We start from the raw sequence: 15,325 nt of genomic DNA, 5'->3' as shown, positions 1-15,325 counted from the left end.
ATCCTTTAGCATTATATCATTTTTTTCCTAAGAACACCATGGTAGAAACCTTCATTAACGACTTTGCCTAGCAAAGTCTAAGAATGGGTTAAAAGAAGTGGGGATAACTACCCAATAAGGTTTTTTTCTGATACAATGAAAGAGTATTTCATAAGTAAAGGATTTGAAATGATGCTTTTTTGGAAAAAGAAAAAAGAAACAAAAATTATTGAATTAGATAAAACAAATATTCCTCAGCATATTGCTGTCATTATGGATGGTAATGGTCGTTGGGCGAAAAGTAGAAAATTACCTCGAATTGCTGGTCATAAAGAGGGAATGAGTACAGTTAAAAGAATTGCGATTGCTGCTGATGAATTAGGAGTAAAAGTGATGACGATGTATGCTTTTAGTACTGAAAATTGGAAGAGACCGACAGAAGAAGTAAGTTTTTTAATGAAACTTCCTGGAGATTTTTTCAGTTCATTCATGCCTGAATTGCAAGAGCGAAATATGCGTATTCGTTTAATTGGCTTTACCGATCAATTACCAGAAGCAACGCGAAGAGTTGTTGAAAAAGCTGTAGAAGATACAAAAAACAATACAGGAATGACATTATGTTTTGCTTTAAATTATGGTTCTAGGGCAGAAATTCTTCAAGCAGTAAAAGAAATTGCAGTAGATGTTTCAAATGGTGAGTATGATGCCGATTCAATCAATGAAGACGTATTTGCCAATCATTTACAAACGAATTTTTTAGGGGATTTATCAGAACCAGATTTAATGATTCGTACAAGCGGAGAACAACGTTTAAGTAATTTTCTTTTATGGCAATTAGCATATAGCGAATATTATTTTACAGATATTTTTTGGCCGGATTTTAGCAAAGAAGATTTAGAAGAAGCAATTTTAACGTATCAGAAACGTCAGAGACGATATGGAGGATTAATTTCATGAAGACACGTATCATCACTGCCATTGTTTCCTTGATGTTGTTTATTCCAGCGTTAGTTATTGGTGGACATTTGTTAAAAGTAGTTATTGCATTTTTATCATTTGTAGCTATTTTTGAATTTTTTCAGATGAAGAAATTATCGATTGTTTCGGTTGAAGGAATCTTAACGCTTATTGCTACACTATCGATTATTTTTGCAAGAGCGCCAATTATTGAATTACCCGTAGGTGTGGATTTCTTTTATATTTTCTTCCTATGTGTGATGTTATTAATGTCGTTAACCGTTTATAAAAGTGAGACTCTGTCCATTGAAGATGTGAGTTTCTTATCTCTTATAGCTTTATATGTTGGCGGAGGATTTTCCGGAATTTTATTTGTACGTGAATATGGTTTTGGAATGGTCGTTTTTGTTTTTTGTATTATTTGGGGAACAGATACCTTTGCTTATTTTACAGGAAGAGCTTTTGGAAAACATAAATTAGCACCTGCTATTAGCCCGAACAAAACAATTGAAGGGTCCATTGGTGGAGTGATTGGAGCGATTGGTTTAGGGACGATTGCTTTAAAATTATTTAACCCTCTAGGATTTCATTTTATTGAAATGACCATTTTAATGATTGCTTTATCCGTATTTGGACAATTAGGAGATCTAGTAGAATCTGCTTATAAACGTAGATTTAATGTAAAAGATTCTGGGAAAATTTTTCCAGGTCATGGAGGAGTATTAGACCGATTTGATTCAACATTTTTTGCAATGTTTATGTTTCAAATTGTCTTGAAATTTATTGGTACTCATTAAGGAGGACATATGATTAAAACAATTATTGCATTTTTATTTGTATTTGGTGTCATTGTGATTATTCATGAATTTGGACACTTTTATTTTGCAAAACGTGCAGGTATTTTAGTAAAAGAATTTGCCATTGGCATGGGACCAAAAGTATTCCAAGTGCGTAAGGGTGAAACAGTTTATACGTTACGATTATTACCCGTTGGTGGATATGTTCGTATGGCAGGTCATGAGGAAAGTGAGCAAGAGATTAAACCTGGGATGATGGTGACACTTCGATTAGAAGATGGAGTAGTTCAGCAAATTTCATTTGATCCATCAACTGAATTAGAACAAGGTATTCCTTTCCAAATTGAATCTTGTGATTTAGAAGAAAAGATGGTAATCAAAGGATATAAACCTCAAAAAGAAAAATTAGAAAAATTAAAGGTTTCAAAAACAGCAACCATTATTGAATCCGATGGAACTGAAGTGGTCGTTGCTCCAATTGAACGTCAGTTTAATTCTGCTAGCTTAAAAGACCGTATGTTAACTAATTTTGCGGGTCCGATGAATAATTTTATTTTATCGATTATTACGTTTATAATAGTGGCATTTCTAGCAGGTGGAGTTCCTTCTCAGGAAGCAGTTGTCGGAAACTTTTCAAGTGAATCTGCTGCTCAAACAGCCGGATTACAAGTTGGCGATAAAATTATTGAAATTGAAGGACAAGCAGTACAAAAATGGGGAGATATTAGTAAACAAATTTCTCCACGTGCTGGCCTTGAAACAAAACTTGTCATTGAACGAAATGGAACTCAACAAACAGTTGTGGTGACTCCTAAAGCGTATGATTTATCAGATGGATCTAAAGTCGGTGTTTTAGGAATTGAATCTGCGAAGAAAACAGATGTGTTGTCTAAAGTACTCTATGGTTTTACTCAAACTTGGTTTGTCATTAGCTCAGTCTTCTTAACGATTGCATCCTTCTTTACAAAAGGATTTTCTATTAATCATTTAGGGGGACCAGTAGCCATGTTCTCACTAACTTCTCAAGTTGCTCAAAGCGGTGTTATTTCAGTTTTGAATTTTTTAGGATTAATTAGTGCGAATATAGGGATTATGAATTTATTACCAATTCCAGCTTTAGATGGAGGTAAATTAGTATTAAATATTATCGAAGGGATTCGTAAGAAACCTCTAAAACCGGAATATGAATCTTATATTACAATTGCCGGGGCAGTATTTTTAATCATTTTAATGATTTTAGTGACATGGAATGATATTAGTAAATTATTTTAACAAGTAACAGGAGGTAAGTGATGGTTTTCTGATAGTAACAGAATAGAAAACCACACTTATTTTTTCAGTTTTAGAGAGGAGTGATTAAGTGTCAGAACATCAACAACAATTATTTTTAACGTTAATGAATCAATTACAGCTAGACAATGAAGAGTTTTTACAACCAGATTTTGATCAAGCCTTATTAACAAAAATTGATATCACAAAAAGTATACCAGAATGGTGTTTTAATATTGAGACGAATCAAGTGATTCAGTATGAAAAATTCAAACGTTTCTATGAAAAATTAAAACAAACTTATGAAAAAATTGCTCAAGTGAGATTAATAGTGAATACAAGAGAAGAATCTCCAATTACTCAAGAACAAATTCAAGCGTATTGGGAAATGGTTCTCTTCCAATTACAACAAGAATCTCCTCTTGTAGTTCAGTTGCTATCAGGACAAATCCCTACTTGGAATCAGAAAAAAATACAATTTCATTGTCCAAATGAAATTACCAAATCTCATGTCAACGAAAATTACATCAAAAAAATTCAACAATACTTTGAGAATTTTGGATTCCCAAAAATAGGTGTGGAGATTATTGTCAATGACGAACTAGGGAGTCAATTAGAAGAAGAGTTACGGATTAAACACGAAACGATTGAACAAGAATATCAAGAAAAAGCTGTTCAACAAAAAGAAGTTCAAGAAACAGCAGCGTCTAAACCTGCTGCAGTTAATACAGATTCATCCATTTTATATGGGAAAGTGATTCGTAGTAATTTAGAAACAAAAGATATTGCAGATATTTACGAAGAAGAGCGAAATGTATTAGTCGAAGCGCAAATTTTTGATATTGAAATTCGCACTAGAAAAGCAAGTGGAAAATCTTTTGCGAATATTAAGATGACGGACTATACTTCATCGATTGGGGCAACTTTATTCCCTTCAACCGCTGAAGATGAAGAACGTTTAGCAGCCTTAAAAAAAGGAACATGGGTCAAAGCGTACGGAAATATTGAGATTAATAAATTTTCTCAAGAATTAAACATGATTGTTCGAGATATGAATAAAGTGGATCATATTGGGCGAATCGATCGTGCCCCAGAAGACCAAAAACGAATTGAATTGCATTTGCATACAAATATGTCGGTCATGGATGCAACGAATTCTGCTAGTGATTTAGTGAAACAAGCAGCTAAATGGGGACATCCTGCTGTAGCCATTACAGACCATGCAAACTTGCAATCGTATCCAGAAGCTCATGGTGCAGGAAAAGGAAATAATATTAAAATCCTTTACGGATTAGAAGGAAATATTGTCGATGACCAAGTGAATGTTGCCTATAATCCACAACATATTTTATTAGAAGATGCGACTTATGTCGTGTTCGACGTGGAAACAACTGGTTTATCAGCTATTTATGATTCCATTATTGAATTAGCTGCTGTTAAAATGCATAAAGGAAATGTCATCGATAAGTTTGAAGAATTTATTGACCCAGGACATCCTTTATCTGCGACAACGATTCAATTAACAGGTATTACAGATGATATGGTTCGTGGTTCTAAATCACAAGCTCAAGTATTGAAAGAATTTGCAGCATTTACAAAAGATACCATTTTAGTAGCGCACAATGCTAGTTTTGATATGGGATTCTTAAATACTGGATATGAAAAAGAAGGATTAGAGAAAACAACTCAACCAGTTATTGATACATTAGAATTATCCAGATTATTACATCCACAATTAAAATCTCACCGTTTAAATACATTAGCGAAACGTTATAATGTTGCCTTAGAACAACATCACCGTGCAGTATTTGACTCAGAAACAACCGGACATTTATGTCATATTTTCTTAAAAGAAGCAGCGAATGATCATGGATTGATTTATCATGACCAATTGAATACGAACTTACACCCAGAAGAAGTATTCAAAAATGGTCGTCCATTCCATGCAACGATTTTTGCGAAACATCAAGCAGGATTAAAAGAACTCTTTAAAGTAGTCTCAGCTTCAAATGTACAATATTTTTACAGAGTTCCTCGAATTTTACGTAGTATGTTAATTGAAAATAGAGATTTATTTTTAATTGGGTCTGGATGTAGTGAAGGGGAAGTCTTTGAAGCAATGATGCAAAAAGGCTATGAAGAAGCTAAAGAAAAGGCTAAGTTTTATGATTATATTGAAATTATGCCAAAAGCGGTTTATCGCCCATTAATTGATAAAGAATTAATTCGAAATGAACATCATCTAGAAGAAATTATTAAAAATCTCGTGAAATTAGGTGAAGAACTAGATATTCCAGTTGTTGCAACAGGAAATGTTCATTACTTAAATCCGGAAGATAAAATTTATCGAGAAATCTTACTAACATCTGTGAATAATGGGCAAAAATTAAACTATCCAGATGTTCATTTTAGAACGACAAATGAAATGCTTGATGAATTTGCCTTTTTAGGAGAGGAAAAAGCTTTTGAAGTCGTTGTGACAAATACTCATTGGGTTAATGATCAGTTAGAAGTGATTATTCCAATTAAAGATGATTTATATACGCCTAAAATTGAAGGGGCAGAAGATGAAATCACAAAATTAAGTTATGACAAAGCTCATGAATGGTATGGAGAAGAATTACCAGAAATTGTTGAGAAACGTATTGATAAAGAATTAAAGAGTATTATTGGGAATGGATTCTCAGTTATTTACTTAATCTCTCAAAAATTAGTGCATAAAAGTAATGAAGATGGCTATTTAGTAGGCTCTCGTGGATCCGTTGGTTCCTCATTAGTAGCGACATTAACAGGTATTACCGAAGTAAATCCATTAGCGCCACATTATCGCTGTCCAAACTGTTGTTATTCAGAATTTTTTGATGATGGTTCTGTCGGTTCAGGATTTGATTTACCAGAAAAAGATTGTCCTAAATGTGGAACACGCCTTGCAAAAGATGGACATGATATTCCATTTGAAACGTTCTTAGGTTTTTATGGGGATAAAGTACCCGATATCGATTTAAACTTCTCAGGGGAATATCAGCCACAAGCGCATAACTATACGAAAGTGTTATTCGGAGAAGATTATGTGTATCGTGCAGGAACCATTGGTACGGTTGCAGACAAAACGGCCTTTGGGTATGTAAAAGGATATGAACGAGATTTAGGATTAGAATTTAGGCAAGCAGAAATTGATCGTTTAGCAAAAGGGTGTACAGGAGTAAAAAGAAGTACCGGACAACACCCAGGGGGGATTATTGTAATTCCAGATTATATGGATGTCTATGACTTTACTCCAATCCAATTCCCAGCTGATGATCAAAATGCAGAGTGGAAAACAACTCACTTTGATTTCCACTCTATCCATGATAATGTGTTAAAACTCGACATACTTGGACACGATGATCCTACAGTGATCCGTATGCTACAAGATTTATCAGGAATTGAACCAAAGGATATTCCACCTGATGATCCAGAAGTGATGAAAATTTTCGGTGGAACAGAAGTATTAGGCGTTACGCCTGAACAAATTGATTCGAATACGGGGACACTAGGAATTCCTGAGTTTGGTACAAAATTTGTACGTGGAATGTTAGAACAAACAAAACCAACTACATTTACAGAGTTACTACAAATCTCTGGATTATCTCATGGTACAGACGTATATCTTGGAAATGCAGAAGAATTAATTCGACTACATGGTATCCCACTTTCTGAAGTTATTGGATGTCGTGATGACATTATGGTGTACTTAATTCATAAAGGTGTTGAAAATGGTGCTGCTTTTAAAATCATGGAAGGCGTACGTAAAGGAAAGGGAATACCAGAAGATTATCAAGCAATGATGCGAGAAAATAATGTTCCAGAATGGTATATCGATTCGTGCTTGAAGATTAAGTACATGTTCCCGAAAGCCCATGCTGCAGCCTATGTATTAATGGCTTTACGTGTAGCGTGGTTCAAAGTTCATAAACCTTTATTATATTATTGTGCTTATTTCTCAGTTCGTGCTCAAGACTTTGATATTGTGGCAATGTCACAAGGAAAAGAAATGATTAAACAAAGAATGAAGGAAATTCGAGATAAAGGAAATGATGCAAGTACAAAAGAAGCAAACTTATTAACCGTACTTGAATTAGCAAATGAAATGTGTGAACGTGGATTTAGCTTTAAAATGGTTGATATTGAAAAGTCCGATTCTGTGAATTTTGTGATTGAAGGAGATAGTTTAATTGCTCCATTTAGATCAATTCCAGGATTAGGATTAAACGTAGCGAATAAAATTGTTGAAGCAAGACAAGAACAACCATTTATTTCTAAAAAAGACTTAGCAACACGTGGGAAAGTTTCTAAAACGTTAATTGATTATTTGACTGAAAATAAAGTATTAGATGACTTACCAGATGAGAACCAATTATCCTTATTTGATTTTTAATAAGTAAAAATTCATAAAAGTAAAATAGACGACTTTGGTCGTCTATTTTTTATAATATTTTTCAATTTGTAAGAAAATTTGTTGTAATTTTTCTTGTAAACTTTTAGCTTTTTGAGAATCTAATGTATTGTTATGAAGATAGAGTGAATATGGAATTTCAATTTGAATTGCTTCTACATTCGATTGTTTGGATACTTCATGAATAATATTTCCACCTTTAAAAGGCTTATCTAGTTGAGTAGTTAAAGCTACTTTTTTAAAACAATTTAAAATATAATTTAAGGACTCTTTGGATATTGTTGTACGTTCTCTAGTGCTAATAATAATTTTATCTGTATTAAAGTATTGATCATCATAACTATGTAAATCAAGTAAACAAATCTTTGAATTATTTTGTTTCTTTAATGTTATTTGTTCCAATATCGTATTGTAATAAGGAGTATAATAATCCTTAATCCATTGTTGTTGTAAAGATTTAGAAGGATATTGTTTAAATAATGGACTTCCAGACTCATCGTATCTTGGAATGATTGGGAGTGTAGAACTTTTGGAACTATATTTTGAACGATTAACATCTACAACATATCTAGACAATTTTGAATCAATTATTGTAAATGGAAAATCTCTTACTAATAAATCTAATTGCCAATCGGTATGAATTCTTTTTGCTTGTTGATTGATTCTATTTTGAATCGATTTAGGAATTTCAACACCTGAATGTGGAATTGAAATTAGAAGGGGAGAACAAGTTGTAGCATGAGAAATTGATAAATAAACGTTCATAAAATACCTCCTTTTTTTATTGTAGTATAGTTTTTGCCATAATGAAAGTTTCTGTTGAAATAGATAGTGTATTTAGTATAATGTTGTAAAGGAGTGAATGAGATGAATCAACGTGAAATTGATGAAATGCATAATTATTTAAAGGAATTTACTTCAGAAGTATTAGCTTGTGCATCAGATTTCAGAGAAAAGAATAAAATATACGCCTCATATACGTATTATCCAGAATTTCAACAAAAATTTTTATTATCGTATCGTAATGAAAATGATACAGTAGAATATGTAGACGATAATGGTAATGTTATTTCTGAAGATGAATTAGAATACAAAACAACGGAAATTTCAATGACTTATGGTGAAATGGTTGATATCGTATTGAGTCAATTATTAGAATTTCGAAAAAAATATTATCAAAAGCAAGTTAAAACAAGTTCATTTATTTTATAATTATTGTCTATAAAAAGTACATTTTATAAAAGTAGAATTTATTTTTCAAGTATTGACAGTTATTATACATATTGTTATAATAACTTTTGTACTGTTCTAGTAGCTCAGCAGGATAGAGCATTCGCCTTCTAAGCGAACGGTCGGGGGTTCGAATCCCTCCTAGAACGCTAAGAATGAGAACGTTGTTTAATCAACGTTCTTTTTTTTCTATAAAATTAGAAGAGTTTGAAGAATGCTTCAACCGTTTTCTATAAAAATGTGTTATAATAGTAACAAATAGTGTCAATTATTTTGACAAAATGGAGGGATAATGAATGAGTGAGCCAGTTGTTGGATATATTCATTCTACAGAAAGTTTTGGTTCTGTTGATGGACCAGGAGTTCGATTCGTGACATTCATGCAAGGATGTCGTATGAGATGTGAATTTTGCCATAATCCGGATACTTGGAATATTGGTGGAGGACAAAAGATTACAAGTCAAGAATTATTAGAAGAAGCTTTGCGTTATCGTGCTTTTTGGGGTAAAAAAGGTGGCGTAACAGTAAGTGGGGGGGAACCTTTACTACAAGTTGATTTTTTAATTGATTTCTTCAAACGTTGTAAAGCAATGGGAATTCATACTACATTAGATAGTTGTGGAATGCCATTTACATATGATGAACCATTCTTTAGTAAATTTGAGGAATTATTAGAATATACAGATTTAATTTTATTAGATATTAAACATATTGATGATGAACAACATAAAAAATTAACAGCTTGGACTAATAAAAATATTTTACAATTAGCAGAATATTTATCAGAAAAAGGTCAACCGGTTTGGATTCGTCACGTACTAGTTCCTGAACGTTCAGATTATGATGAATATTTACAAAGATTAAGTGATTTTGTAGCAGGGTTGAAAAATGTATTAAAATTCGAAGTTTTACCATATCATCGTTTAGGTGTTTATAAATGGAAAAATTTAGGGATTCCATACAAATTAGAACATATTGAACCACCAACAAAAGAACGTGTTGCAAATGCAAACCGTATTTTAAGAACACAAGAATACAAAGGGTATTTAGAAGTTTAGTTTGGTTTTCTAAACATTGTGTGGTAAAATAGTCATTATAAAATTTATAAAAGTGAGGATTAAAGATGAGTAAATTATTAGTCTTTGGACACCAAAATCCAGATACAGATGCTATTACATCAGCAATTTCGTATGCTTATTTATTAAAACAATTAGGTGAAGAGGCAGAAGCAGTTGCATTAGGAGAACCTAATGAAGAAACTCAATATGCATTAAATTATTTTAATCGAACAGCTCCACGTGTTGTATCTTCAGTTAGTGAAGATACAGATCGTGTAGCATTAGTAGACCATAATGAAGTTCAACAAAGTGCTTCTGATGTTGAAAAAGTTGAAGTACAATATGTTGTTGATCACCACCGAATTGCGAATTTTCAAACTGCAAATCCTCTATTCTATCGTTGTGAACCAGTAGGATGTACAAATACGATTTTATTTAAAATGTATAAAGAATATGGAATCGAAATTCCAAAAGAAATTGCAGGATTAATGGTTTCAGCAATTGTTTCTGATACATTATTATTTAAATCACCAACATGTACACAACAAGATATCGAAGCAGCAACTGAATTAGCTCGTATTGCTGAAATTGATGTAAATTCTTATGGATTAGAAATGTTAAAAGCAGGTACAAATTTATCTACTAAATCTGAAGCTGAGTTAATTGATTTAGATGCAAAATCATTCCCAATGGGTTCATACAATATGCGTATTGCCCAAGTGAATGTTGTAGATGAACAAGAATTATTAGCTCGTAGAGAAGCATTAGAATTTAGTATGAAAGAAGCAAACGCAACTCATGGCTATGATACATTCTTATTAGTTGTAACAAATATTTTAACAAGTGTTTCTACTGGATTAGTTGTCGGAGAAGCATTAGATACTGTTGCAAAAGCATTTAATACAGAATATGAAAATGGCCTATTGATTTTACCAGGTGTCGTATCTCGTAAAAAACAAGTGGTACCACCTTTAACAGTTGCATTCGAAAACTAGAATGAATGAATGTTGAATCCGAACTATTGATGACTACAAATCTGATATCATGTTCGGATTATTTTATTTTTAAATAGAAACAATAAAGGATGAAGTGCAGTGAAAAATTTATTTGAGTATTTAAAAAATTTATTGCCTTCTGGTTCAAAAAAAGAATGGGATATAGCCCAAGTAACATTATTTGTAGAAAATATTCATAGCATGAAAAGGTTTTATACACAAGTTCTTGGTTTAACCATTTTACAAGACTTTGAAACGGAAGTTTTGTTAGGATTACCTCAAGGAAGTATTCCAATGATTCGTCTGATGACTGCTGAAAATACTGGTACACGCAAGACTAATTTGACATATTATTTAGGATTTGAAATTCCAAAAAAACAATTATTGGGAGATTTGAGTAATCATTTTTTATTAGAAGAACAAATGATAATGGCAACTTGTGATGATGGTTATAGTGAAGGATTTTATATTATGGATCCCGAGCAGAATCGCTTGAAATTTTACTGTGTGAAAAAAGATTTATTATTAGAAGATGTAAATCATGAAATGCAATATTTAGAAGGTAACGAAGTGACGATTCCTATCCAAGATTTTATTCAATTAGGAGATACGGGAGTCCATGGCTTACCAGCAAAAACACGATTAAATCAAGTACATTATATTGTAGATGATATTCAAAAAACATCGGATTTTTTAACAAAGAATTTTCAATTTAAAACAACTTATGATTATGTTGCAGAGCGTATTAATTTTCAAATAAATGAACATTATTATTCTATTGCAGTTAATGAGTGGCAGGCAATTGATGCTAGTCATACAATGTATGGAGTAAGAGAAATTATGTTTTTTGTCCCAGAAATCAAAGTAATAGAAGCGATTGTAGAACGTTTAGAAGAGATTGAATGGCCATATTTATATCAAGAATCTGAATTAAAAGTATTAACGCCTGATCATATTCGTTATCATTTTAAAGTGGGGGAACGATTATGAGTTTATTAAATCCCGCAATGTATCGTAAATATCGTAAAGATCCTAAAGTTCGTCATTTAGTAAGTTTATTAACTATTATTTTGTCTGGTTTTTTACAAGCATTTACTCTAAAAGTATTTATTCAACCTTCAAATTTACTTTCTAGTGGATTTTTAGGGGTATCTATTTTAATTCATCAAATTGCTGAATTATTTGGGTTGGATATTTCAATTTCTTTAATGATGTTAGCATTAAATATTCCTGTAGCTATTATTTGCTATCGAGGAATTAGTCCAAGATTTACATTTTATTCAATTTTACAAGTATTTTTTGGTAGTTTCTTTATTCGAGTATTAAATTTCGAACCGATCTTTGATGATGTTTTATTAAATGTAATTTTTGGTGGAGTATTAAATGGAATTTATATTTCGATTGCATTAAAAGGAAATGCTTCAACAGGAGGAACTGACTTTGTTGCATTGTACTTCTCAAATAGAAACGGAAAAACTATTTGGCAAGAAGTGTTTTTCTTTAATACATTATTATTATTAATATTCGGCGCTATTTTTGGCTGGAAATATGCTGGTTATTCAATTATTTTCCAATTTATTTCTACAAAAGTTATTAGTACTTTCCATCAACGTTATCATCGTGTAACATTACAAATTACAACACGATACGGTGAGGAAGTGATGCAAGCTTATTTAAAAAATATTCGCCATGGTATTTCTTGTGTAGAAGCCATTGGGGGATTTAGTCATGAAAAGATGTATTTATTACATACCGTCTTGTCTTCTTATGAATTGATTGATGCAATTTCTGTTTTAAAAGAGGCAGATCCTCGAGTTATCATTAATCAATTTGCAACAGAAAACTTCTATGGAAGATTCCACCGAGATCCAGAGTAAGAGAAAGGAGAAGTCTTTATGAAAAAATATATTAATCAAGAAACGCTCACGTCAATACTAATGGTAACCATTGGTTCGTTTATTTTTTCGTTTACGATTAATGCAGTTGTAATTCCGAATCAGTTCGGGAGTGGTGGGGTAACGGGGATTACTTTGTTACTATATTATATATTTGGTATTAATCCAGGGACTTCTAACTTAGTCATTAATATTGTTTTACTATTAATAGGCTATCAATTTTTAGAGAGAAGAACGATGTTTTATACTATTTATGCGGTTATTTTGATGTCCGTATTTTTAGATATTACTAGAGGATCATATCAATTTGTTCCACAAAATTCATTATTAGCGGCTATTGGTGGCGGAGTTGTTGGTGGTGCAGCATTAGGTGTTGTGATGCTAGGAAATGGAACGACTGCTGGTACCGATATTATTGCGATGATGTTAAAAAAATATTTAGGATGGAATGTATCAGTTTCATTATTACTATTAGATATTTTGGTTGTAAGTCCATTATCCATTATTTCTGATTTAGAAAAGGTAGTCATTACGTTAATTTATTTGTTTACAGCAAGTAGAATGATTAACCTTGTATTAGAAGGATTTAACTCTAAAAAATCATTTATGATTATTTCTAAAAAATATGAAGAGATTGGTGCTCAAATTCAAGAAAAAATTGGTCGTGGGACAACAATTCTAGATGGACATGGCTTTTATTCTCGTGAAGAGCGAAAAGTATTATTTGTTGCAGTGAACCGTCTACAAGTGATGACATTACAAAGAATTATTCATGATGTGGACCCAGAAGCATTTACAATTATTACAGAAGTAACACATGTTATTGGTGAAGGATTTACCTATCAACCAAAATCATAAATTAGATACACTTCCATTTTGGAGGTGTATTTTTTTGAAAAAAATCTTGACTATAACCTAACGTTATACCTTATACTGTAATTGTTAGGAGGAATAAAGATGTATTTCATTAAACAAGTAAGTGAACTTAGTGGTGTTTCGGTGCGCACTTTACATCATTATGACAATATAGGTTTACTTTCGCCACAAAAAGATGAAAATGGTTATCGATATTATAGTGAGGGAGACTTATCTTATCTACAAACGATTCTTTATTATAAATATTTAGGATTTTCTCTAAAAGAAATTCAGTCACTTTTGCAACAGAAGGAAGAGGACTTATTACCACACTTACAAAAACAATTAATGTTAATGCAAAATGAAAAGGAAAAACTTCTAACATTAATTGATACATTAGAAAAGACAATTCTGTCTACAGAAAGGAAAATTAGGATGTCATCAGAAGAAAAATTTAAAGGATTTAGTGTTTCAGATAATAAAAAATATAAAAATGAAGCCATAAAAGAATATGGTGAAGAAGTGATTAACGAAGCTGAAGAAAAGCAAAAAGGGAAAGAGGACATTGTAGCTGAAGGATTCAATCGTATTTTCTTTGCTTATGCAGATAATATTCAAAAAGGAATTCCAGCAACTGATGAAGTAAACGTAACTCTTGCTAAAGAATTACATCAGCATATGTGTCAATATGCATTTGATTGTTCGATTGATGTATTTTCAAGTATTGGGCTTGGGTATGCACATAATGAAGAATTTAGAACTAATTTAGATAACTATGGAAAAGGTGTTGGACAGTATGCCTGTGACGCCATTCAACAATATGTAGCACAAGTGAGAGGATATTAGAAAACTGGAGTCGTTATTGGCTCCAGTTTTTTTAGGTTAAATAGATTGGATAGGTCATTAATTCAGCTTCTAAATCAACTGCTTCAAATGAAGTGACTTCACCATCCGTTTGCATGAGAATGGGTTGTTGTATTTTGACACAAGCTTTAGTAGCAGTCTGTTTCATTAAGTGATTTGGAAATCGTTCAAAATGTTGTTTATTCCATAAAATAAACGGAAATGCTTTAAGAATGACTTTAGTAGTCACATCTCTAGCAACAACTACTTCAAAATGATGCGAATTTTGTTTTGCAGTGGGTACAAATTGAATACCACCACCAAAATAAGAATGATTAAAAAGCCCTACTAATAAATTTTTATCTGCAATTTGAATAGGTTCATCATCCACTTGAATAGCGGCTTGAAATTCTTGGTGTTTTTTAAAGGCATCAATTATAGGAGTTAAATAAGATAATTTATTTAAACCAAATCGTTTTTTTTGCGATTTTACTTGGATAGTATTCAGTTGACAAATCGCAGCGTCAATTCCGAATCCTAGTGAATTAATTGCAATTCCTTTTTTATGACTCAATTTTTCATGATATGAAATGATTTCAAGATTCTTAATGGTTTCATTATAAAGATGTTTGATAAAAGTTGGAATATCATATGTTAATGTCATTTCTCTTGCGAAATCATTTCCTGTTCCTGCTGGTAAGTAAGCTACTGGAATATCTTGATTGAATTGAATCAATGCAGAAATAGCTTCATTCAACGTACCATCTCCACCAATTATGATGATTTTATGTTCTGATGTTAAGTTTTGAATGATACGTGGAATAATTTCAATCATTTCTCCAGCATATTGTGTTAAATAAGTTGAAAATGTAATATTATTTTTTAAACAATAATTGACTAAGCAGTCGAATTGTTTTTTTCCATTTCCTCCACCGGAATATGGATTTGCGATAATAATTAAATGCATAGCGTTCTCCTTTAATGTACAATGTATTATAACAAATCAAGTTGA

Annotated in this window: 13 protein-coding genes and 1 tRNA gene; 12 read left to right on the top strand and 2 right to left on the bottom strand. The window is 31.9% G+C overall.

Annotated features, from left to right (window positions below; all coding sequences use genetic code 11):
- Positions 1-168 precede the first annotated feature (168 nt).
- The 4 genes from RWO76_RS02075 to RWO76_RS02060 all read left to right on the top strand — a co-directional run bounded on the left by RWO76_RS02075 (position 169) and on the right by RWO76_RS02060 (position 7,419).
- The gene (locus RWO76_RS02075; RefSeq protein WP_314353986.1) at positions 169-936 is read left to right on the top strand and encodes an isoprenyl transferase; all 768 of its coding nucleotides are present in this window, start codon (positions 169-171) and stop codon (positions 934-936) included.
- On the top strand, positions 933-1,733 hold the full coding sequence (locus RWO76_RS02070) for a phosphatidate cytidylyltransferase (protein WP_314353984.1): 801 nt from the start codon (positions 933-935) through the stop codon (positions 1,731-1,733). Before RWO76_RS02075 ends, RWO76_RS02070 begins: the two co-directional genes overlap by 4 nt.
- Positions 1,734-1,742: 9 nt before the next feature.
- Positions 1,743-3,005: an RIP metalloprotease RseP gene (gene rseP, locus RWO76_RS02065; protein ID WP_314353983.1), complete on the top strand. Its 1,263-nt coding sequence runs from the start codon at positions 1,743-1,745 to the stop codon at positions 3,003-3,005.
- Positions 3,006-3,093: 88 nt separating this feature from the next.
- Entirely contained in the window at positions 3,094-7,419 is a 4,326-nt protein-coding gene (locus RWO76_RS02060) for a PolC-type DNA polymerase III (protein ID WP_314353982.1), read from the top strand.
- Between the two features lie 42 nt (positions 7,420-7,461).
- Here RWO76_RS02060 and RWO76_RS02055 read toward each other — a convergent pair whose 3' ends face one another.
- Positions 7,462-8,202: an N-formylglutamate amidohydrolase gene (locus RWO76_RS02055; RefSeq protein WP_314353979.1), complete on the bottom strand. Its 741-nt coding sequence runs from the start codon at positions 8,200-8,202 to the stop codon at positions 7,462-7,464.
- A gap of 102 nt (positions 8,203-8,304) precedes the next feature.
- Here RWO76_RS02055 and RWO76_RS02050 point away from each other — a divergent pair, with 102 nt between their 5' ends.
- From RWO76_RS02050 to RWO76_RS02015, 8 genes are all read left to right on the top strand, one after another.
- Positions 8,305-8,649 carry a hypothetical protein gene (locus RWO76_RS02050; RefSeq protein WP_314353978.1) on the top strand — a complete coding sequence of 115 codons (345 nt, stop codon included), beginning with the start codon at positions 8,305-8,307 and terminating at the stop codon, positions 8,647-8,649.
- Positions 8,650-8,742: 93 nt separating this feature from the next.
- Positions 8,743-8,816: transfer RNA gene (locus RWO76_RS02045), tRNA-Arg, on the top strand.
- 147 nt (positions 8,817-8,963) lie between these two features.
- A complete protein-coding gene (pflA, locus tag RWO76_RS02040) occupies positions 8,964-9,725 on the top strand; it encodes a pyruvate formate-lyase-activating protein (protein WP_314353977.1) in 762 nt (253 codons plus the stop codon).
- A 65-nt stretch (positions 9,726-9,790) separates the two neighbouring features.
- A complete protein-coding gene (locus tag RWO76_RS02035; RefSeq protein ID WP_314353976.1) occupies positions 9,791-10,720 on the top strand; it encodes a manganese-dependent inorganic pyrophosphatase in 930 nt (309 codons plus the stop codon).
- A 99-nt stretch (positions 10,721-10,819) separates the two neighbouring features.
- Entirely contained in the window at positions 10,820-11,710 is an 891-nt protein-coding gene (locus tag RWO76_RS02030) for a VOC family protein (protein ID WP_314353974.1), read from the top strand.
- On the top strand, positions 11,707-12,597 hold the full coding sequence (locus RWO76_RS02025) for a YitT family protein (protein WP_314353973.1): 891 nt from the start codon (positions 11,707-11,709) through the stop codon (positions 12,595-12,597). Before RWO76_RS02030 ends, RWO76_RS02025 begins: the two co-directional genes overlap by 4 nt.
- Positions 12,598-12,615: 18 nt before the next feature.
- The gene (locus tag RWO76_RS02020; RefSeq protein WP_314353972.1) at positions 12,616-13,473 is read left to right on the top strand and encodes a YitT family protein; all 858 of its coding nucleotides are present in this window, start codon (positions 12,616-12,618) and stop codon (positions 13,471-13,473) included.
- 99 nt (positions 13,474-13,572) lie between these two features.
- On the top strand, positions 13,573-14,316 hold the full coding sequence (locus tag RWO76_RS02015) for a MerR family transcriptional regulator (RefSeq protein ID WP_314353971.1): 744 nt from the start codon (positions 13,573-13,575) through the stop codon (positions 14,314-14,316).
- A gap of 31 nt (positions 14,317-14,347) precedes the next feature.
- Here RWO76_RS02015 and RWO76_RS02010 read toward each other — a convergent pair whose 3' ends face one another.
- A complete protein-coding gene (locus RWO76_RS02010; protein WP_314353970.1) occupies positions 14,348-15,280 on the bottom strand; it encodes a diacylglycerol kinase family protein in 933 nt (310 codons plus the stop codon).
- Positions 15,281-15,325 lie beyond the last annotated feature (45 nt).

This window comes from uncultured Granulicatella sp., from assembly GCF_963521425.1.
GTDB lineage: Bacteria > Bacillota > Bacilli > Lactobacillales > Aerococcaceae > Granulicatella.
Note: the sequence above shows the minus strand (reverse complement) of the source record. Positions and strands in the feature narration are given on the sequence as shown.

Excerpts from the sequence above, each read along its gene's own strand:
- RWO76_RS02075 (WP_314353986.1), top strand. The coding sequence starts at position 169 with ATGATGCTTTTTTGGAAAAAGAAAAAAGAAACAAAAATTATTGAATTA.
- RWO76_RS02070 (WP_314353984.1), top strand. The coding sequence starts at position 933 with ATGAAGACACGTATCATCACTGCCATTGTTTCCTTGATGTTGTTTATT.
- rseP (WP_314353983.1), top strand. The coding sequence starts at position 1,743 with ATGATTAAAACAATTATTGCATTTTTATTTGTATTTGGTGTCATTGTG.
- RWO76_RS02055 (WP_314353979.1), bottom strand. The coding sequence starts at position 8,202 with ATGAACGTTTATTTATCAATTTCTCATGCTACAACTTGTTCTCCCCTT.
- RWO76_RS02050 (WP_314353978.1), top strand. The coding sequence starts at position 8,305 with ATGAATCAACGTGAAATTGATGAAATGCATAATTATTTAAAGGAATTT.
- pflA (WP_314353977.1), top strand. The coding sequence starts at position 8,964 with ATGAGTGAGCCAGTTGTTGGATATATTCATTCTACAGAAAGTTTTGGT.
- RWO76_RS02035 (WP_314353976.1), top strand. The coding sequence starts at position 9,791 with ATGAGTAAATTATTAGTCTTTGGACACCAAAATCCAGATACAGATGCT.
- RWO76_RS02025 (WP_314353973.1), top strand. The coding sequence starts at position 11,707 with ATGAGTTTATTAAATCCCGCAATGTATCGTAAATATCGTAAAGATCCT.
- RWO76_RS02020 (WP_314353972.1), top strand. The coding sequence starts at position 12,616 with ATGAAAAAATATATTAATCAAGAAACGCTCACGTCAATACTAATGGTA.
- RWO76_RS02015 (WP_314353971.1), top strand. The coding sequence starts at position 13,573 with ATGTATTTCATTAAACAAGTAAGTGAACTTAGTGGTGTTTCGGTGCGC.
- RWO76_RS02010 (WP_314353970.1), bottom strand. The coding sequence starts at position 15,280 with ATGCATTTAATTATTATCGCAAATCCATATTCCGGTGGAGGAAATGGA.